Below are 19757 nucleotides of genomic sequence, written 5' to 3' on the forward strand. Positions count from 1 at the left end.
TCTAGTTTGGAGGCTTGATGTTCGAGTGGTCTGAAGAAGATGTGATGGTCCGTGAGGCCGTGCGGGGCTTCATCGACAAGGAGGTGCGGCCGAACGTCGACGCCCTGGAATCCGGGACGCTCCCGCCGTACGACATCCTCCGCAAGATGCTGAAGACCTTCGGGATGGACGCGATGAACGCCGAGAGCCTGCAGAAGGAGATCGCCGCCGAGGAGGCGGGCGAAGAACGAGCCAAGGGCGGCTCCACCAGCCTCGCCAACTCGATGTTCCTCATCCTCAACATGGAGATGGCCGGTGTCAGTCTGGGGCTCATCGCGTCGATGGGCGTGTCGATGGGCTTGACGGTCTCGACCATCCGCAGCCGCGGCACCCTGGCGCAGAAGAAGCGCTGGCTGCCGGAACTGGTGACGATGGAGAAGGTCGGCGCGTGGGCGATCACCGAACCCGACAGCGGCTCCGACGCGCTCGGCGGCATGAAGACGACGGTCCGCCGCGACGGCGACGACTACATCCTCAAGGGCAACAAGACCTTCATCACCAACGGCCCCTACGCGGACACCATGGTCGTCTTCGCCAAGCTCGACGAGGGCGACGGCACCCCGATGCGCGACCGGAAAGTCCTCACCTTCGTCCTCGACAAGGGGATGGAGGGGCTGACCCAGGGCAAGGCGTTCAAGAAGATGGGCATGATGAGCTCGCCGACCGGGGAACTCTTCTTCGACAACGTCCGCGTCAGCAAGGACCGACTGCTCGGCGAGACCGAGGACACCGGCTCGGATAAGCGCGGCGGCGACAGCGCCAAGGCCGGCTTCACCGCCGAGCGGATCGGCATCGCCGCGCTCTCGCTCGGCATCATCAACGAGTGCCAGCGACTCTCGCTCGAGTACGCGAAGACCCGCACCCTGTGGGGACAGGAGATCGCGAAGTTCCAGTTGATCCAGCTCAAACTCGCCGAGATGGAGATCGCGCGCCTCAACGTGCAGAACATGCTCTTCGTCGCGATGGAGGCGTCGAAGGCAGGCAAGCCGCCGACGCTCGCACAGGCGTCGGCGATGAAGCTGTACTCCTCGCGGGCGGCCACCGAGGTCGCGATGGAGGCCGTCCAACTGTTCGGCGGCAACGGGTACATGGCCGAATACCGCGTGGAACAGCTTGCGCGCGACGCCAAGTCGCTGATGATCTACGCCGGCTCCAACGAGATCCAGGTGACCCACGTCGCCAAGGGGCTGCTGGCGCAGTGATCGGGTGAAGACCGTACGACGACGGCGCCCTCCGAGACGTGTTCTCGGAGGGCGCCGTCGTACGGGCGATCGTCAGGCGTCGACGGTCTCCGGCGCCTTCTCCGTGGCCTTGCGGTAGTTGAGGAAGCGGTCGTCCACCTCGCCGTTGCGCAGCTGCTTCACGTCGGCGGCGACTGCCATGGTCATGGTCCACGGCTCTGCGACGCCCTGCTTGGGCAGGCGGTCCAGGGCACGCTTGACGTAGCCGGCACCGAAGTCGAGGAGCGGTCGCGTCTCCATGCCGGGGTCGGGGATCGCCTCGACCGAGGTGAAGCCGCCCTCGTCCATGTGGGTGAGGATGCGGCACAGGTACTCGCACAGCAGCCCGATCTTCAGGGTCCACGACGAGTTGGTGTAACCGATGGCGAGCGTCCAGTTCGGGACGCCCGACAGCATGGCGCCGCGGTAGGCGATGGTGTCGCGGAGCGCGATCGGCTCGCCGTTGCGGTGCAGCTCCAGGCCGCCGAACATCTGCAGATTCAGGCCCGTCGCGGTGACGACGATGTCGGCCTCGAGGACGGTGCCGTCCTCGAGTTCGATGCCGTTCTCGACGAACGTCTTGATGCGACCGGTCGCGATGGACGCGGTGCCCTTCTTCAGTGCCCGGAACAGGTCGCCGTCCGGCACCACGCAGAGGCGCTGGTCCCAGGGGTCGTAGGGCGGGTTGAAGTGCGTGTCGATGTCGAAGTCGCGGGGGAGGAGCGCCGCATTGGTGGAGCGGATCACCTTGCGCGCCAGCTTCGGGTGACTCTGGCAGAAGCTGTAGAAGAACTTCTGCTGCCAGATGTTCTTCTGGCGGCTCAGGGCGAAGCCGCGCTTGTCGCCCAGCACGGTCTTCATGGTGTTGGCGATCGGATCCTTGCGCGGCAGCGGGATCACGTAGGTGGGGGTGCGTTGCAGCATCGTGACGTGCGCGGCATCGCCCGCCATCGACGGAACCAGGGTCACCGCGGTGGCGCCGGAACCGATGACGACGACCTTCTTGCCCCGGTAGTCGAGGTCCTCCGGCCAATGCTGCGGGTGGATGATCTGGCCGGCGAACGAGTCGGTGCCCGGGAACTCGGGGGTGAAGCCCTCGGCGTAGTTGTAGTAGCCGGTGCCGGCGAACACCCAGCGGGCCTTGACCTCCGAGCTCTCGCCGGTGTCGTAGTGCTGGACGGTCAGCGTCCACAGCTGCTCGTCGTCGGACCAGTCGGCGGATACGACGCGACGGTTGAAGGCGATCTTCGACTCCAGATCGTCGTCGGCGACCGCTTCACGGAGGTAGTCGAGGATGCGCGGAGCGTCGGCGATCGCCTGCGGATCGGTCCACGGCTTGAACTCGTATCCGAAGGTGTGCAGATCCGAGTCCGAGCGGATGCCGGGGTACTTGAACAGGTCCCAGGTGCCGCCGATGGTGTCGCGGGACTCGAGGATCGCGAACCGGCGACCGGGATGCTCGACGGTCAGGTAGTGGGCTGCGCCGATGCCGGAGATGCCTGCGCCGAGGATGGCGACGTCGAGGGGCTCGCCGCTCAGGATCGACGCGGTGGCGGTCGGTTCGGTGGTCATGGAGGTTCCGTTCATCCGAAGGTCTGTGGCTTCTTTACCAATGATCGTTGTCATTGTGGGTGAAATGCAAGTGTAAAACGAACCGAGATGGCGGATCGCGAAGTGCATAATCGACCACATGGCTGCTGATCTCTCTCCATTGCGCGTGCCGAGCGACGCCGTCGCGGCCCTGATCAGGTCCGGTGTCGAGGCCGTCCTCAACGCTCCGCCCGAGTGGCTTTCGGAGATGAACGACGCCGCCATGCACCCGGCCGGCATGGAGGGGATCGTCGTCGATTCCGACCTGCGTGCGGTCGGCCTCCGCATCAACGAGGGCAACCTCCGGCACTGGGCCGAGAGCAATCTGGCCGATCCCGGTGCTCGAGTCAGCGTGAACAACACCGACGAGACCGCGGCGTTCATCCGAGACCTGGTCCGCCGCGGCTTCGACTCTGGTGCACTCGACTCGTTCCGATCCGCACAGAACGCGGCGTGGCAGATCTGGATGCAGATCTGCTTCGCCTCGACCGACGATCCGGTGCTCCTGCGGGAACTGCTGGAGGTCACGTCGACGTCCATCGCGACGTTCATCGATGACACGGTCCGGGAGTTGACGAGGCAGATCGACGTCGCCCGCGCCGAGCTCGCGGGAGACACTCACGCGCAGCGGCGTGCGGCGGTCGCTCTGCTCCTGGAGGGAGCGCCGATTCCACCGGCGCGGGCTGAGATGCAGCTGCGCTATTCGATCGAGGGGCCGCAGACGGCGTTGATCGTCTCGGCGGAGGGCGGTCCGGCGGCCGACGATCTGGAAGAGGTCTGCGAGTCGATCATGGCCGACTCGCGCGCGGCGCGTCGCCTCACTGTCGTCGCGGGCACCGCGGAGCTGTGGGTGTGGTTGCCGGTGGAGGAGATCGTGGTGGAACCGACGCTCGACGCTCATCCGCACGTCCGCGTGGCGGTCGGTGCGCCGGGACGGGATCGGGAGGGCTTCCGGCGCAGTCACTTCGAGGCGCTCGAGGCCCGGCAGCTGGTGACCCGGCTCGGGTCCACCGCGCGGTTCGCCCGGTACGACGATCTGTCGCTGGTCTCGGCGATGACCGAGGATCTGGCCCGGCTCGACGAGTTCGTCACGCATGTGCTCGGCGACCTCGCGACGGCCGACCCGACCCTTCACGAGTCGATGCGGGTGTGGTTCGCGAACGGTTGCAACGCGAGTGCGGCGGCCGCGCAGCTCTACACGCACCGCAACACGGTGGTCCGCCACATCGCGCGGGCCGAAGAACTGCTGCCGCGACCGCTGCAGGCGAATGCCGTGGCGGTCGCGGCAGCATTGGAAGTGCTCCGCTGGCGGGATTGACCGGCCTGGGGATCAGGCGTCGGCCAGGACCTCCGGCGTCGGCTCCACGTACGGCGCCTTGGATCGGCTCAGCTCGACGGCGCGGGTGAACTCGTCGTCGATCTGTTCGTCCCGCTGGTAGGTCAGCATGCTGACCACCACGATGACGAGCATGCTCGAGAAGAAGCCGGGGACGATCTCGTACATCTCGTCGCTCAGCCACGACTGACCCCACGCGTAGGCGACGACGGCGCCGACGACGATGCCGGACAGGACGCCCGCGGTGCTGACTCGGCGCCAGTACAGGCAGAGGATGATCGCCGGGCCGAAGGCCGAACCGAAGCCGGCCCAGGCGAAGGCGACGAGGTCCAGGATACTGTTGGACGGGGAGATCGCGAGGATCGCGGCGATGACCGCGATCGCGAGGACGCCCAGGCGACCGAGGATCACGTAGGTCTTGTCGGACAGCGACGGGCGGCCGGTCTTCTCGGCGACCAGCTTGTACAGGTCCTCGATCAGCGCGGAGGAGCAGACGACGAGCTGCGAGGAGATCGTGGACATGATGGCGGCGAGGACGGCGGCCAACACGAGGCCCGCGATGAACGGGTGGAACAGCAACTGCGAGAGGACCAGGAAGATGGTCTCGCTGTCCTTCGGGGCGTCCGCGGCGTTCTTCGCGAAGTAGGCGATGCCGACCAGCGCGGTGCCAACGGCGCCGAGCGCGCACAGGAACATCCAGCCGATGCCGATCCGGCGGGCGACACCGGCCTCGGACGGGGTGCGGAGCGCCATGAACCGGACGATGATGTGCGGCTGGCCGAAGTACCCCAGGCCCCAGGCCGCGGCGGAGATGATGCTGATGACGGTGCTGCCGGTGATGAAGCTCAGATCGTCGGGATTCACCGACCGGACGCCGTCGATGGTGGCGCCGACGCCGCCGAGATCGATGATGCCGATGATCGGCACCGCCAGCAGTGCGACGACCACCAGCAGTCCCTGTGCGACGTCGGTGAGCGAGGCGCCGAGGAAGCCGCCGAAGAGCGTGTAGATCATCGTGATGACCGAGACGATCAGCATGCCGGTGGTGTAGTTGACGCCGAACGAGCTGTCGAAGAACTTGCCGGACGCCACCATGCCGCTGGAGACGTAGAAGGTGAAGAAGACGAGGATGATGACGCCGCACACGATGCGGAGGGTCCGGGAGCGGTCGTGCAGCCGCGACTCCAGGAAGCTCGGGATGGTGATCGAGTCACCGGCGATCTCGGTGTAGGCGCGCAGCCGCGGGGCGACCAGCTTCCAGTTGCTCCACGCGCCGATCAGCAGGCCGATCATGATCCACGACGCCGACAGGCCCGACACGTACATCGCGCCGGGGAGGCCCATCAGCAGCCAGCCCGACATGTCGGAGGCGCCGGCGCTGAGCGCGGCGATCCAGGGTTTCAGGCCGCGGCCGGCGAGCATGTAGCCGTCCAGGTCGTTGCGGGTGCGACGGTAGGCGTACCAGCCGATGCCGAGCATCGCGGCGAAGTACAGCCCGACAGCGACCAGTGCGATGACTTTGTCGTCTCCGGCGACGGTCATGTATTCATCTCCTCGGGGTGGTGCCGACCGGACGGTCGGGACTCGAGTGGAAGAGCAGTGCGCAACATCTGCGATTCAATGTGACACAGCTCTCCGGCTGGAGATGATTCTTCCCGATCATCAAGAACAGACGCATGTGGGGGCGCACAAGATGTGCGCCCCCACATTGGACGAATCGACGAAGTGTTCGCCGAGAGTTACTTCGCGGTCAATTCTGCGGCCAGCTCGACGAAGGCGCGATCGGCGTTTCCGAAGCGGTGCAACGTCATCGAGACCGCCTGCTCGTGGAGCCAGTAGCGCAGTTCCACGCGACCCGATGCGGTGACGGCGTCGTCGAGCAGGGCGACCTCGGGACGACCGGCCAGCAGGCCGCGCAGACCGGCCCCGGCGGGCGCCGCGAGCCGAACCCTGGCGAGGCCGCGGGCGGTCACCGAGGCGACGAACGACTCATCATCGGTCGGGGCGTCGACACGAGCACCCAGCCGCCGCGCCGCGTCGACCACCGCGGTCAGGTCGGCGTCGAGGCCGAGTTCGGGTGCCACGGTGAGCGGCGCCCCGGCGCGACGGGCGGCTGCGATCAGCCGCGCGACCCGGGCCGGCGTCGCGTCGGCGGTGACGCGCAGGGCGACGGCGACGGGACGGTAGCGGAAGATGTTCGCCTCGGAGGCCAACCCGGTCTCGTCGCGGGCGACGCCGAACTCGATGCCCCAGGCGCGGTCGTCGTCGGCGAGTGCCGAGCGCAGCCAGGCCGCGTCGGTGTCGTCGAGGAGCGTGGTGACCGTCTCCGCGAAGGAGCGCAGGGACGGCGTTTGCGGAGCGGCGACCGGTGCGGCCGCGTCGACCTGCCCGGCACGGTCGGCCCACGAGCCGAACAGCATCAGGTAGTTGGGGCCGCCGGCCTTGGAGCCCAGGCCCACCGACGACTTCTTCCATCCGCCGAAGGGCTGACGGCGGACGATGGCCCCGGTGATCCCGCGGTTCACGTACACGTTGCCCGCCTGGACGCGGTCGAGCCACGAGCGCACCTCGCGCGGCTCCAACGAGTGCAGACCCGCGGTGAGACCGAAGTCGGTGGCGTTCTGCAGCTCGATCGCCTCGTTGAGGTTCTCGGCGCGCATCAGGCCGAGGACGGGGCCGAAGCACTCGGTGAGGTGGAAGAACGTGCCGGGGGCCACGCCGTCCTTGATGCCGGGCGACCACAGGCGGCCGGTGTCGTCGAGCTTGCGCGGCTTCAGCAGCCAGCTCTCGCCGGGCTCGAGCGTGGTGAGGGCGCGCAGCAGCTTGTCGCTCGGGTCCTCGGTCAGCGGGCCGACGGTCGCCGACAGGTTCGACGGCCAGTCGACGACCATCGACGCCGCGGCGTCCACCAGCTGACGGCGGAACCGCTTCGAGTCGTACGTGCTGCCGACCAGGATGCCGAGCGACGCCGCCGAGCACTTCTGACCGGCGTGGCCGAAGGCGCTGTGTGCCAGGTCGGCGATCGCGAGGTCGCGGTCGGCGGACGGCGTCACGATCAGCGAGTTCTTTCCCGACGTCTCCGCATTGATCCGCAGTTCCTCCCGCCAGGAGGTGAACAGTGCGGCGGTCTCCGAGGCGCCGGTCAGGATGATGCGGTCGACGTCGGGGTGGCTGATCAGTGCGCGACCGGCCGGGCCCTCGTCGGGGAAGACGCCCTGGCACACGTCGCGCGGGACACCGGCCTCCCACAGGGCTTCGAGGACGGCCATCGAGCAGTGCGGTGTCGGCTTGGACGGCTTGTGGATGACGGCGGCGCCCGCGGCCAACGCCGCGAACGTGCCGCCGGCCGGGATGGCGATCGGGAAGTTCCACGGCGGGGTCACGACCACCACGCGGTCGGGGGTGAACGCGGCGGCGGTGCTGTCGAGCTCCAGCGCGCGGTGCGCGTAGTAGCGGGCGAAGTCGATGGCCTCGGAGACCTCGGGGTCGGTCTGTGCGACGGCCTTGCCCGCCTCGGCGGCGGCCAGCGAGACCAGGTGGCCGCGGCGCCGCGCGAGGATGTCGGCGGTGCGGTACAGGATCGCGGCGCGCTCGGCCGCCGGTCGTGCGCTCCACTCGGCCGCCGCGGAACGGGCGCGCGCCACCAGGGCGTCCACCTCGTCCTCGGCGACCACCGGCGGCACCGCCTGGGCGGCCAGCCACTGCGGGGTGGCGGTCGCGATCGCGGCGCGTGCCCACGCCTGGTTGGCGGGGAGTGCGGCATTGGTGTCGGGTTCGTTCGCGAACGCGGGGATCGGCAGCGACTCGTCGACGGCGAGTTCCACGGCCTGCTCGGCCGCCCGGTCCTGCGCGTGGTTGGGGCGCGGGGCGTCGTACCCGTGCGCCGACAGCTGTCGTGCCAGCTCGGCGACGGCGTCGTTGAAGCGACCGGCTTCGCGGCGATACATCTCGCTGCCGGGCGCCAGCCCGAAGATGCCGGACATGAAGTTCTCCGACGCGGCGTTCTCCTCGAGACGACGGACCAGGTAGGAGATCGCGACGTCGAACTCCTTCGGCTTCACCGTCGGCACGTAGAGCAGCAGGCGGCCGACGTCCTTGCTCAGCACCTCGGCCTGCTCGGTGGCCATGCCCTGCAGCATCTCGAACTCGACGCGGTCGGAGACGCCGCGGCTGTCGGCCAGCAGGTGCGCGAACGCGATGTCGAACAGGTTGTGGCCTGCGACGCCGACGCGCAGACCGCTCATGTTCTCGCGATGCAGCAGCCAGTGCAGGACCAGCTTGTAGTTGGCGTCGGTGGCGCTCTTCGACGGGCAGGTGACCTTCGGCCAGCCCGCGACCTCGGCGTGCACGGTCTCCATGGCCAGGTTGGCGCCCTTCACGAGGCGCACCTTGATGCCCGCGCCGCCGTCGGCCACGCGACGTGCGGCGAACTCGGCCAGGCGCTGCATGGCGCCGAGGGCGTCGGGGAGGTAGGCCTGCAGCACGATGCCCGCCTCGAAGTCCTTCAGTTCGGGGAGGCTGAGGAGTCGCGTGAAGACCTCGATGGTCAGCTCCAGATCGCGGTACTCCTCCATGTCGAGGTTGATGAACTTGGTGCCCGCCGGGGCCTGCGCGGCCTCGAGATACATCGGGGTCAGCCGGCCCAGGATGTACTCGACGGTCTCGTCGAACGCCCACATCGAGATCTGCGATGCGACGGACGAGACCTTGATCGACACGTAGTCGACGTCGTCGCGACGCAGCAGCGCCTGGGCGTCGGCCAGGTGGTTGTCGGCCTCGGCGTCGCCGAGCACGGCCTCGCCCAGCGGATTGATGTTCAGGCGGTGTCCACCCTCGCGGAGCTTGGCGACGGCCTTCGAGAACTGGCGGTCGCGGGCGTCCACGATCATGTGGCCGACCATGGCCCGCATCCGAGCGCGGGCGGTCGGGATCACGATGTTCGGGAACTTCTTCGCCAGGGCTCCGCCGGCGCCGATCTGCAGGCGGTCGAGCCTGCCGAGCGTGTCGGGGGTGTCCGCGGCGATCTCGGCGAGCGCCTCGGCGGCGGCGTCGGTGTCCTCGGTTCCGATGACCCGGTCGACGAAGCCGACGGTGAAGTCGAGGCCGCGGGGGTCGGAGAGGACGGCGGCGAGCCGTCGCGCGGAGGCGTGCGGCTGGGTCTTCGCGGCCTCGGCTTCCCGGAGCCAGCGGGTCACCAGTGTCTCCGAGGCCTTGGCCAGCTGGTCCAGTTCAGCGGTGGCGGCGGCGGGGTCGATGGCGTGCGCAGTGGTCATGCTGTCAGTACACGTCGTCCAGGCCCCTCGTGTCGTTGTCGGAATACACGAACCGAACGGCCATTCCTTGTACAGATGTCCAGTAGGGGTGGCAGACTCGGCAGGCATGGTGATCCAACCGTCCGTCTCGGTGCTCGACATGGTCGCGGCGCTCGATACCGCCGTCGCCCGGGTTCCGCTGACTCCCGATGCGGCACTGCGGATTCGGACGGTCTCGATGGTCGACGGCGACGACCTCGCCGCGCAACCCGATGCGATCACCGACGCGGTGCTCCTCGTCGGGGTCGACGGCGACACGATCATCCACTGGCTGCATGCGCTCGTCGAGCCCGCGCAGGTGGCGCACCGACCGATCGTGATCCTCACGAAGACCGATCCGCCGGGCATCGAGGCCGCTGCCGAGAAGGCGAGCGTCGCGGTGGTCGTCGTGGACGGGCGGGCCCGCTGGGATCGGGTCCTCACCACGGTCCAGGGGCTGCTCGATCGCGGCGTCGTCGATGACGCGTCCGGTGCGCTGGCGCACGCCGTGGACGTCGACCTGGTGGGGCTGGTCGGACTGATCGCCCACGGGACCGGCGGCCTGGTGTCCATCGAGGACGCGACCAGTGCCCGCGTGCTGGCGTACTCGCCGTCGAAGGGGGAGGCCGACGACCTCCGCGTGCAGACGATCCTCGGGCGGGCCGGTCCGCCCGCCTACCTGGATCTGCTCCGCCAGTGGGGCGTCTTCGACGCCATCCGGCGCGGCGGTGAGGTGGTCGACGTACCCGAACACCCCGACCACGGCATGCGGCGCCGCCTCGTCGTGGGCGTGCACTCCCGGTCGGGTCGCCACCTCGGCTCCATCTGGGTGCAGGAGGGCGTCGGGCCGCTGACCGACGACGCACCCGACGTCCTGCGCGGTGCCGCCGCGATCGCCGCACGGATCCTGACCCGCGAGATGCAGGCGCCGTCGACCGAGGGCCAACTGGTGCAGCGGTTGTTCGGCGCGCACGGCGGCATCGACGCGTCCTCGGCCGGCGCGTACCTCCGGTGGTCGGTCGACGAGCCGGTGGCCGTGGTCGCCATCGCCGCGATCGGCGGCGACGAGGCCCATCACGACGATGTGATCGCTGCGGTCGGCGGCTCGCTTCGCCTGCACGCCAGCGCGTTCGCTGCGGCAGCGCTCACCACCGTCCTCGACGGGCGCGCCTACATCCTGCTGCCTGCGACCGGTTCGGCGGCGATCATCCGGTGGACCCGCGGGCTCGTCACCCGGTTCGACGGCGATCCGATCCTCGCAGGCGCAATCCTGCGGGCGGCGGTCGTGATGCCGCTGGCCGGACTCGACGAGGTCCCCTCCGGCCGCGCCGAGGTGGATCGGGTGTTGTCCGCGACCGCGTCGGACGCCGATCCCGCACGTGTCACCACGCTCGCCGAGTCGCGGACCGCGGTGCTGCTGGGGGAGATCCTGTCCGTGCTGTCCGAACGCGACGACCTCGCCGACCCGCGACTGTCCACGCTCGTCGACTACGACGCCGCGCACGACGGCGACCTCGTGTCGTCGGTCGCCGCCTACCTCGCGGCGCACGGCAACGTTCGTGACGCCGCCCGGTCGGTCGGCATCCACGCCAACACCCTCCGCTATCGCATCGACCGCGCCCAGCAGCTCTCGGGTCTGCGCCTGGACGACGCCGACGACCGCCTGCTCACCGAGATCGGTCTCGCCGTCCGCGGGCGCGGCGAGAGTCGTGCGACTCGGTGAGGTCGGGTCAGGACGGGCGGTACGGCACTGAGTCGCTGATCCGCTCGTCGATGTGGATGCCGTGACCGAGCATCGGGAAGGCGCGCTGGGAGCACTCCGGGCGGGGACAGACCTTGCATCCCGCGCCGATCGGGACCACTGTGCGCTCGTCGGTCAGGTCGATTCCCGTCGCGTAGATGAGGTCTTCGGCATGTGCGAGGTCGCAGCCGAGTCCGATGGAGAAGTCCGACGGCGTCGACAGGTGACCGCCGGACCGATTGTCGATGGTGCGCGCCAACCAGAAGTAGCTCCGCCCGTCAGGCATCTGTGAGACCTGAGTACGGATGCGCCCGGGCGTCGCGAAGGCGTCGTGAACCACCCACAGGGGGCAGCTGCCACCCACCCGGGAGAAGTGGAAGGCTGTCGCGGACTGGCGCTTGGAGATGTTCCCTGCCTTGTCGACGCGCACGAAGATGAATGGGATTCCGCGGTCGCCCGGCCGCTGCAGCGTCGAGAGGCGATGGCAGACGGTCTCGAAGCCGACTTCGAAACGACGACTGAGCAGGTCGACATCGTAGCGGAGTTCGCGTGCGGCCGCCGCGAATTCGGTGTACGGCAGCACGAGCGCGCCGGCGAAGTAGTTGGCGAGACCGACTCGGGCGACCGGGATCGACGCCGGGTCGAGGTCCTCCGCCGCCGCGACCAAGCGGCTGATCTCGGCCGACTGCGAGAGCAACGCGACCTGGGTGGCGAGTTGGAAGGCGCGTTGTCCGGCCGACAGGCTGCGTGCCAGAACGACAGTCGCGGTTCCTTCGTCGTAGACGCGTTTGGGGCCGGCCGCCTGTTCCGAGGGAGCGATCTGGACACGGACCCCGAAACGGTCCTGGAGCAGCTGGGCCAACTGCAGATCGAGACCGCCGACCGACAGCCCCGCGTCGACGAACAGCTGTTCGGCGGCCAGATCGAGTTCGGCGATGTGATTACGACGGTCGTAGAAGTAGTCGCGGACCTGTTCGAACGGGGTGAGGTTGACCTCGATCGAATCGTCACCCGAACGGGCACGGAGAGTTTCGAGTTCGGCGGAGGCGGCGGCAAGCCGTCGGTGCATTCCCACCAGCGCGGACCCGACGCCGGGCATTCGGGAGACGAGTTCAGCGACCTCGGCGCGGCTGATCTTCTCTCCCTGCTCGAGGATCACATCGGCGAGGTCGGCGGTCAGTCGAGCGTCGCCGGATCCGGCGAAGAAGTCAGGCGGCAGGTCGAAGGTCGAGGTGATCGTCAAGAGCACCGAGACGGTGATCGGCCGCTGGTCGTTCTCGAGTTGGTTGACGTACGTGGTGCTCAGATCCAGGCGGCGTGCAAGCGCGGCCTGAGACAGCCCCAGCTCCTCGCGCAGTCGGCGGAGCCGAGGGCCCACGTAAGTCTTCGCCATACCCGAGACTGTAGCCGGTGCCATGTCCGCAACATTTGCAAACATCGGCGGGACTGTCCGCAAAAATACGCATTTGCCAGGGCTTTCGGTGGTCATTGTTGTCTGCGTACGGTGCAAATATGATCAACCACGAAGTCCGTACCCACCGCAGCGCAGAAGAATTCCCGCTCGCCGATCACCTGGCGTACAAGATCGCTCAGGTCGCCGTGGACCCGGTCGCCGTCCCCGATGACACCGCCGCCATGGTGGCCAACCGCATCATCGACAACGCTGCGGTCAGCGCCGCTTCGGTGGCACGTCGCCCCGTCACCAGTGCCCGCAGGCAGGCGCAGAGCAGGCCGCTCGACGGTGGTTCGACGGTGTTCGGCATCGAGGGCTCGTACGCCCCGGAGTGGGCCGCCTGGGCCAACGGCGTGGCCGTCCGCGAACTGGACTTCCACGACACCTTCCTCGCCGCCGAATACTCGCACCCCGGTGACAACATCCCGGCGCTCGTCGCAGTCGGACAACGGGTCGGAGCCAGCGGCGCCGATCTGATCCGCGGGCTCGCGACCGCTTACGAGATCCAGATAGACCTCGTGAAGGGCATGTGCCTGCACGAGCACAAGATCGACCACGTCGCGCACCTGGGGCCGTCGGTCGCCGCCGGACTGGGCACCATGCTGGGACTGGACACCGACACCATCTACCAGGCCGTCGGTCAAGCACTGCACCTGACGACCGCCACCCGACAGTCGCGCAAGGGACTGATCTCAAGCTGGAAGGCCTATGCACCGGCGCACGCGGGCAAGATCGCCGTCGAGGCCGTCGACCGCGCGATGCGGGGCGAGGGAGCGCCGTCGCCGATCTGGGAGGGTGAGGACGGGGTGATCGCCTGGCTCCTCGGGGGACCGGACGCGCGATACATCATTCCGCTTCCCGGTGCGGACGAGCCCAAGCGTGCGATTCTCGACAGCTACACCAAGGAGCATTCGGCCGAATACCAGAGCCAGGCGCCGATCGACCTCGCTCGCCGCATGCGCGAGCGGATCGGCGACCTGAGCCAGATCGAGTCGATCGTGCTGCACACCAGCCACCACACCCACTACGTGATCGGGACCGGCTCGGGCGACCCGCAGAAGTTCGACCCGACCGCCAGCCGCGAGACGCTCGACCACTCGGTGATGTACATCTTCGCTGTCGCACTGCAAGACGGAGTGTGGGACCACGAGCGCTCGTACGCCCCGGAGCGCGCTGCTCGTCCGGACACCGTGGAGCTCTGGAAGAAGATCTCCACCGTCGAGGACCCCGAGTGGACACGTCGATACCACTCGACCGACCCCAGTGAGAAGGCCTTCGGCGCCCGTGCCGTCGTCACGCTCGCGAGCGGCGAGGTCATCGAAGATGAGCTCGCAGTCGCCGACGCGCACCCGCTGGGCGCCCGGCCGTTCGCCCGCGAACAGTACCTCGCCAAGTTCGCCCGGATGGCCGACGGCGTCGTCGACCCGGCCGAGCAGGAGCGGTTCACCGCCGCCGTGACCGGTCTCGCCGAGATCCCGGCGGGCGGTCTGGACGCGCTCAACGTCAGCGTGCTCGCCGACGTCCTCGCCTCCGCGCCCGAGACCGGAAAGGGCATCCTCTGACATGTCGGTCTTCTCCTCGGGCGTCAGCGACGCCGAGAAACGAACCAGACTGCGCGAGGCACTGAACTCCGGCGACCTGCAACGATGGCCGGGCGCGTTCTCGCCGCTGGTGGCCAAGATGGTCGCCGACGCGGGATTCGAAGGCGTCTACGTCTCGGGCGCGGCGCTGTCGGCCGACCTGGGTCTGCCGGACATCGGTCTGACCACCCTCAGCGAGGTCGCGGCGCGCGGCGGGGCCATCGCCCGCGCCACCGATCTGCCGACGCTGATCGACGCCGACACCGGCTTCGGTGAGCCGATGAGCGCTGCCCGAACCGTGGCGACGCTCGAGGACGCGGGCCTGGCGGGATGCCATCTGGAAGACCAGGTGAACCCCAAGCGGTGCGGCCATCTCGACGGCAAGGAAGTGGTGCCGGTGCCGGACATGCTGCGTCGACTCGGCGCCGCGGTCGGCGCGCGACGCGACGAGAACTTCGTCATCTGCGCGCGCACCGACGCTCGGGGTGTCGAAGGGCTCGACGCCGCGATCGACCGGGCGAAGGCCTACGTCGACGCGGGCGCGGATCTGATCTTCACCGAGGCGCTGGCGACCGCGGAGGAGTTCGAACGCTTCCGGCGAGAGGTCGACGCGCCACTGCTGGCGAACATGACCGAGTTCGGCAAGTCCGAACTGCTGACCGCCAGCCGGCTTCGCGACCTCGGCTACAACGCGGTGATCTACCCGGTCACCACGTTGCGGATCGCGATGGGCGCCGTCGAGGCGGGCCTGCGTGAGATCGCCGAGAAGGGGACCCAGGAGGGGCTTCTCGACGGTATGCAGCACCGGGCCCGCCTGTACGAGTTCCTTCGTTACGCCGACTACAACGACTTCGACACCGAACTGTTCACCTACACCCGACCGGGGGCATAGCTCATGACCGGAAACACCGCCGCACCGAACACCGCCGCAACGAATACCCCTGCACCGAAAACTGCTGCATCGTCGACCACCGGACCGAAGGCCGGCACCGACGCGATCTACAAGGGCCTGGCCGGCGTCGTGGTCGACACCACCGCGATCTCCAAGGTGGTGCCCGAGACCAACACGCTGACCTACCGGGGATACCCCGTGCCCGAACTCGCCGAGAAGTGCTCGATGGAGCAGGTGGCGTATCTGCTCTGGCACGGAGAACTGCCCAACGATCTGCAGTTGGAGCAGTTCTCGCAACGGGAGCGAGCCGCGCGACGGCTGGACCGGTCGGCGCAGAGCGTCCTGGCCCGCACGCCGGAGACCTGCCACCCAATGGACGTCGTCAGGACGATGATCAGCTACCTCGGCACCGAGGACCCGGACGAGGACCTCTCCACGACCGAGCTTCTGCTGGCGAAGTCGCAGCGCATGTTCGCGGTCCTGCCGACAATCGTCGCGGCAGACCTGCGCCGTCGCCGCGGGCTCGAACCGATCGCTCCGCACCACGGTCTCGGCTACGCGGAGAACTTCTTGTACATGTGCTTCGGCGAAGTGCCCGACGAAGTGATCGTTCGAGCCTTTGCGAAGTCGATGGTGCTGTACGCCGAGCACAGCTTCAACGCGTCGACCTTCGCCGCCCGCGTCGTGACGTCGACGGGATCGGACATCTACAGTGCCGTCACCGCTGCGATCGGTGCGTTGAAGGGACCGCTGCATGGCGGCGCCAACGAGGCCGTCATGCACGACATGATCGAGATCGATCGTCCAGAGCGGGCGCGTGGCTGGCTCGAGGAGAAGCTCACCGCCAAGGAGAAGGTGATGGGCTTCGGTCATCGCGTCTACAAGCGCGGCGACTCGCGCGTGCCGACCATGTATCAGGCGCTGCGGGAGGTGTCCGAACACCTCGGTGAGACCAAATGGCTGAAGATCTACGCCGAGCTCGAAGACGAGATGGCGTCCCGCACCGGAATTCGCCCGAATCTCGACTTCCCGACCGGTCCGGCCTACTACCTGATGGGCTTCGACATCCCGATGTTCACCCCGCTGTTCGTCATGAGCCGGGTCACGGGGTGGACGGCGCACATCATCGAGCAGACCGAGTCCAACGCCCTGATCCGTCCGCTGTCCGCCTATTCGGGCCCGCAGCAGCGGTCGGTGCCGGCATGAGCGGCGTAGCGAAGATCCTCGTCGCCAACCGGGGGGAGATCGCGGTCCGCGCCTTCCGCGCGGCCCGTGACCTCGGAATCGGCACCGTGGCCGTGTACCCGCACGAGGACCGCGGCAGCATTCACCGCTTCAAAGCCGACGAGTCGTACCAGATCGGCACGCCCGGACATCCGGTCAAGGCGTACCTGTCGGTCGAGGAGATGATCGGCGCCGCTCTCCGGTCGGGCGCCGACGCGGTCTATCCGGGATACGGCTTCCTGTCCGAGAACGCGGGGCTGGCTCGGGCGTGCGCCGAGAACGGTGTGACGTTCATCGGTCCGGCCGCCTCGGTCCTCGACCTGACCGGCGACAAGAAGCGCTCGGTGCAGGCGGCTCGTGAAGCGGGCCTGCCGGTTCTCGCGGGCTCGGCGCCGTCGTCGGATCCCGACGAGCTCGTCGAGGCCGCCGCAAACATGACCTTTCCGGTCTTCGTCAAGGCGATCGCGGGCGGCGGCGGCCGCGGAATGCGTCGCGTGGAACGCATCGGGGATCTCGCCGACGCGGTGACCTCCGCGAGCCGCGAAGCCCAGACGGCCTTCGGCGATCCGACCGTGTTCCTGGAGCAGGCCGTTGTGGAGCCGCGACACATCGAGGTGCAGATCTTGGCGGACACCCACGGCGACGTGGTCCATCTGTACGAGCGGGACTGCAGTCTGCAGCGGCGTCATCAGAAGGTCGTCGAGATCGCGCCGGCCGTCGGTCTGGATTCCGCTGTGCGCGAGCGGATCTGCCGCGACGCCGTCGCTTTCGCACAGCAGATCGGCTACGCCTGTGCGGGTACCGTCGAGTTCCTGCTCGATCAGCGCGGGCAGCACTTCTTCATCGAGATGAATCCGCGCATCCAGGTCGAGCACACGGTGACCGAAGAGGTCGTCGATGTGGACCTGGTGTCGGCGCAGCTGCAGATCGCCGGTGGCGCATCGCTCGCCGATCTCGGCCTGAGCCAGGAGACGATCACCGTGCACGGCGCCGCGATGCAGTGCCGCATCACCACCGAGGATCCGGCCGACGGGTTCCGGCCTCAGACCGGCCGAGTGCGCGACTACCGGGCGCCGGGCGGAGCGGGCGTCCGGCTCGACGGCGCCGCGGCGCTGGGCAGCGAGGTGACCGGTCACTTCGACTCGATGCTGGTGAAGCTGACCTGTCGCGGGCGGGACTTCCCGACCGCGGCGGCCCGGGCACGCCGCGCGCTGGGGGAGTTCTCGATCCGCGGTGTCACGACGAACATCGGCTTCCTGCGTGCGGTCCTGGAGAACGAGGAATTCCTGGCAGGCGGGACGACGACGTCGTTCATCCAAACGCATCCCGAGCTGCTCGACGGGCACATCCAGGGAGACGATGTCGGCAAGCTGCTGCACTACCTGGCCGACGTGACGGTGAATCGGCCGCACGGCGACGCACCGACGTCGGTCAGGCCGACCTCGAAGCTGCCCGCAGTTCCTACGAGTCGACTGGCCCGGCCGCCCGCCGGCTCGCGTCAGCAACTGCTGGAGCTGGGACCGGAGGGGTTCGCTCGGGCACTGCGGAACCAGAAGGCGGTGGCGATCACCGACACCACGTTCCGTGACGCCCATCAGTCGCTGCTCGCGACCCGACTGCGCACCAGTGCGCTCGACGCGGTGTCTCGTCACGTCGCGGCACTCACTCCGCAACTGTGGTCCGTCGAATGCTGGGGAGGTGCGACCTACGACGTCGCACTCCGGTTCCTGCGTGAGGACCCGTGGCAGCGGCTGGAGAAGCTCCGCGAGGGCATGCCGAACATCTGTCTGCAGATGCTGCTGCGTGGCGCCAACACCGTCGGGTACACGCCCTATCCGGACGACGTCTGTCGCGGATTCGTCGCCGAGGCCGCCGCGACGGGTGTGGACGTCTTCCGCATCTTCGACGCCCTCAACAGCGTCGACGCGATGCGGCCGGCGATCGACGCGGTCCGGGAGACGGGAACCGCGGTCGCCCAGGTGGCGATGAGCTACAGCGGAGACCTCTCGGATCCGCGGGAGGATCTGTACACGCTCGACTACTACCTGAGCCTCGCGCAGCGGATCGTCGATGCGGGCGCGCATGTGCTGGCGATCAAGGACATGGCCGGACTGCTGCGTCCACGGGCCGCGACGGCCCTGGTCGGGGCGTTGCGCCGAGAGTTCGATCTGCCGATCCACGTGCACACCCACGACACCGCGGGCGGACAGGTGGCGACCTACCTGGCGGCGATCGCCGCGGGCGCCGACGCCGTCGACGCCGCGAGCGCGCCGCTGTCGGGCACGACGAGCCAGCCGTCACTGTCGGCGGTGGTGGCGGCATTGGAGAACGGCGAACAGGACACCGGGCTGGACTTGGGTGCCGTGTGTTCGCTGGAACCGTACTGGGAGGCCGTGCGCCGGGTGTACGCCCCCTTCGAATCGGGAGTCGGCGCTGCGACCGGCCGTGTCTACGAGCACGAGATCCCCGGCGGACAGCTGTCGAACCTGCGCCAGCAGGCGATCTCGCTCGGCGTCGGGCATCGGTTCGAGGAGGTCGAGCAGGCCTACGCGGACGCGGACCGGCTGCTCGGGCGGCCGATCAAGGTGACCCCGTCATCGAAGGTCGTCGGCGATCTGGCACTGTCTCTGGTCGCTCAGCAGATCAGCGCCGAGGACTTCGCCGCCGATCCGTCGGCGCACGATGTGCCCGACTCGGTCATCGGGTTCCTGTCCGGCGACCTCGGAGTTCCGGCGGCGGGCTGGCCGGAGCCGCTACGCACCAAGGTCCTCGGGGGACGATCGCGCACCGCGCCGAGCGCTGATCTCGCGGCGGAGGACCAGGCGGTGCTGCGCCGCCCGGGACCACAGCGGCGTCGGGCGCTCGACCGGCTGCTGTTCCCCGGGCCTGCGGAGGATTTCACCGACCACCGCGCGCGCTTCGGCGACACCTCTCGACTGTCGGCGACGGAGTTCTTCTACGGCCTGCGGCCGGGTGAGGAACACCGCGTCCGGCTGGGACCAGGCAGCGAGATGCTGGTCGGCATCGAAGCCGTCGGCGAACCCGACGACCTGGGACGGCGGACAGTGCTGTTCACTGTGAACGGAACCTTGCGTCCGGTGCTGGTGGAGGACCGGTCCGTCGAGCCGTCGACCGTCGTCGCCGAACGCGCCGACCGCGGCGACCCGCGCCAGATCGGCGCGCCCTTCGCGGGCGTGGTCACGGTGACGGTCTCCGAGGGGGACTCCGTCCCCGCCGGCGCGACCATCGGCACCATCGAGGCGATGAAGATGGAGGCCTCGATCACTGCGCCGATCGGCGGCGTCGTCAAGCGGGTGGCCGTCGGAGGCGTGACGGAGGTGGCGCCGGGGGATCTGCTCGTCGAGATCGGCTGACCGACGGGGTAGAGATA

At 68.6% G+C, this 19757-nt stretch carries 11 protein-coding genes; 7 read left to right on the top strand and 4 right to left on the bottom strand.

Annotation, left to right across the window (positions count from 1 at the left end; all coding sequences use genetic code 11):
- Positions 1 to 17 precede the first annotated feature (17 nt).
- Complete coding sequence (locus ACH46_RS06670) at positions 18 to 1241, top strand: acyl-CoA dehydrogenase family protein (protein WP_062392229.1); 1224 nt, start codon at positions 18 to 20, stop codon at positions 1239 to 1241.
- A 72-nt stretch (positions 1242 to 1313) separates the two neighbouring features.
- Here ACH46_RS06670 and ACH46_RS06675 read toward each other — a convergent pair whose 3' ends face one another.
- Positions 1314 to 2831, bottom strand: a complete 1518-nt coding sequence (locus ACH46_RS06675) for a flavin-containing monooxygenase (RefSeq protein ID WP_062395071.1) — start codon at positions 2829 to 2831, stop codon at positions 1314 to 1316.
- A 118-nt stretch (positions 2832 to 2949) separates the two neighbouring features.
- Between ACH46_RS06675 and ACH46_RS06680 the strand changes: the two genes are divergently transcribed.
- Positions 2950 to 4167, top strand: a complete 1218-nt coding sequence (locus ACH46_RS06680) for a PucR family transcriptional regulator (RefSeq protein ID WP_062392230.1) — start codon at positions 2950 to 2952, stop codon at positions 4165 to 4167.
- Between the two features lie 12 nt (positions 4168 to 4179).
- Here the strand turns inward: ACH46_RS06680 and putP are convergent, their stop codons facing one another.
- Positions 4180 to 5727: a sodium/proline symporter PutP gene (gene putP, locus ACH46_RS06685; protein ID WP_062392231.1), complete on the bottom strand. Its 1548-nt coding sequence runs from the start codon at positions 5725 to 5727 to the stop codon at positions 4180 to 4182.
- Between the two features lie 197 nt (positions 5728 to 5924).
- On the bottom strand, positions 5925 to 9458 hold the full coding sequence (locus ACH46_RS06690; protein WP_062392232.1) for a proline dehydrogenase family protein: 3534 nt from the start codon (positions 9456 to 9458) through the stop codon (positions 5925 to 5927).
- A 106-nt stretch (positions 9459 to 9564) separates the two neighbouring features.
- Between ACH46_RS06690 and ACH46_RS06695 the strand changes: the two genes are divergently transcribed.
- Entirely contained in the window at positions 9565 to 11199 is a 1635-nt protein-coding gene (locus ACH46_RS06695; protein ID WP_193392947.1) for a PucR family transcriptional regulator, read from the top strand.
- 7 nt (positions 11200 to 11206) lie between these two features.
- Here the strand turns inward: ACH46_RS06695 and ACH46_RS06700 are convergent, their stop codons facing one another.
- Positions 11207 to 12610: a short-chain fatty acyl-CoA regulator family protein gene (locus tag ACH46_RS06700; RefSeq protein ID WP_062392233.1), complete on the bottom strand. Its 1404-nt coding sequence runs from the start codon at positions 12608 to 12610 to the stop codon at positions 11207 to 11209.
- A gap of 119 nt (positions 12611 to 12729) precedes the next feature.
- Between ACH46_RS06700 and prpD the strand changes: the two genes are divergently transcribed.
- From prpD to ACH46_RS06720, 4 genes are read left to right on the top strand one after another with little or no spacing between them, the layout of a single operon-like run.
- Positions 12730 to 14232: a 2-methylcitrate dehydratase PrpD gene (gene prpD / locus ACH46_RS06705; protein WP_062392234.1), complete on the top strand. Its 1503-nt coding sequence runs from the start codon at positions 12730 to 12732 to the stop codon at positions 14230 to 14232.
- Position 14233: 1 nt separating this feature from the next.
- Positions 14234 to 15142, top strand: a complete 909-nt coding sequence (prpB, locus tag ACH46_RS06710) for a methylisocitrate lyase (RefSeq protein ID WP_062392235.1) — start codon at positions 14234 to 14236, stop codon at positions 15140 to 15142.
- Positions 15143 to 15145: 3 nt separating this feature from the next.
- Positions 15146 to 16348, top strand: coding sequence for a bifunctional 2-methylcitrate synthase/citrate synthase (locus tag ACH46_RS06715; RefSeq protein WP_062392236.1), 1203 nt, complete (start codon positions 15146 to 15148; stop codon positions 16346 to 16348).
- Positions 16345 to 19740: a pyruvate carboxylase gene (locus ACH46_RS06720; protein WP_062392237.1), complete on the top strand. Its 3396-nt coding sequence runs from the start codon at positions 16345 to 16347 to the stop codon at positions 19738 to 19740. The genes ACH46_RS06715 and ACH46_RS06720 overlap by 4 nt, the downstream gene beginning before the upstream one ends.
- Positions 19741 to 19757 lie beyond the last annotated feature (17 nt).

The sequence above is a fragment of the Gordonia phthalatica genome, assembly GCF_001305675.1.
GTDB classification, from domain to species: Bacteria; Actinomycetota; Actinomycetes; order Mycobacteriales; family Mycobacteriaceae; genus Gordonia; species Gordonia phthalatica.

Excerpts from the sequence above, each read along its gene's own strand:
- ACH46_RS06670 (WP_062392229.1), top strand. The coding sequence starts at position 18 with ATGTTCGAGTGGTCTGAAGAAGATGTGATGGTCCGTGAGGCCGTGCGG.
- ACH46_RS06675 (WP_062395071.1), bottom strand. The coding sequence starts at position 2,831 with ATGACCACCGAACCGACCGCCACCGCGTCGATCCTGAGCGGCGAGCCC.
- ACH46_RS06680 (WP_062392230.1), top strand. The coding sequence starts at position 2,950 with ATGGCTGCTGATCTCTCTCCATTGCGCGTGCCGAGCGACGCCGTCGCG.
- putP (WP_062392231.1), bottom strand. The coding sequence starts at position 5,727 with ATGACCGTCGCCGGAGACGACAAAGTCATCGCACTGGTCGCTGTCGGG.
- ACH46_RS06690 (WP_062392232.1), bottom strand. The coding sequence starts at position 9,458 with ATGACCACTGCGCACGCCATCGACCCCGCCGCCGCCACCGCTGAACTG.
- ACH46_RS06695 (WP_193392947.1), top strand. The coding sequence starts at position 9,565 with ATGGTGATCCAACCGTCCGTCTCGGTGCTCGACATGGTCGCGGCGCTC.
- ACH46_RS06700 (WP_062392233.1), bottom strand. The coding sequence starts at position 12,610 with ATGGCGAAGACTTACGTGGGCCCTCGGCTCCGCCGACTGCGCGAGGAG.
- prpD (WP_062392234.1), top strand. The coding sequence starts at position 12,730 with ATGATCAACCACGAAGTCCGTACCCACCGCAGCGCAGAAGAATTCCCG.
- prpB (WP_062392235.1), top strand. The coding sequence starts at position 14,234 with ATGTCGGTCTTCTCCTCGGGCGTCAGCGACGCCGAGAAACGAACCAGA.
- ACH46_RS06715 (WP_062392236.1), top strand. The coding sequence starts at position 15,146 with ATGACCGGAAACACCGCCGCACCGAACACCGCCGCAACGAATACCCCT.
- ACH46_RS06720 (WP_062392237.1), top strand. The coding sequence starts at position 16,345 with ATGAGCGGCGTAGCGAAGATCCTCGTCGCCAACCGGGGGGAGATCGCG.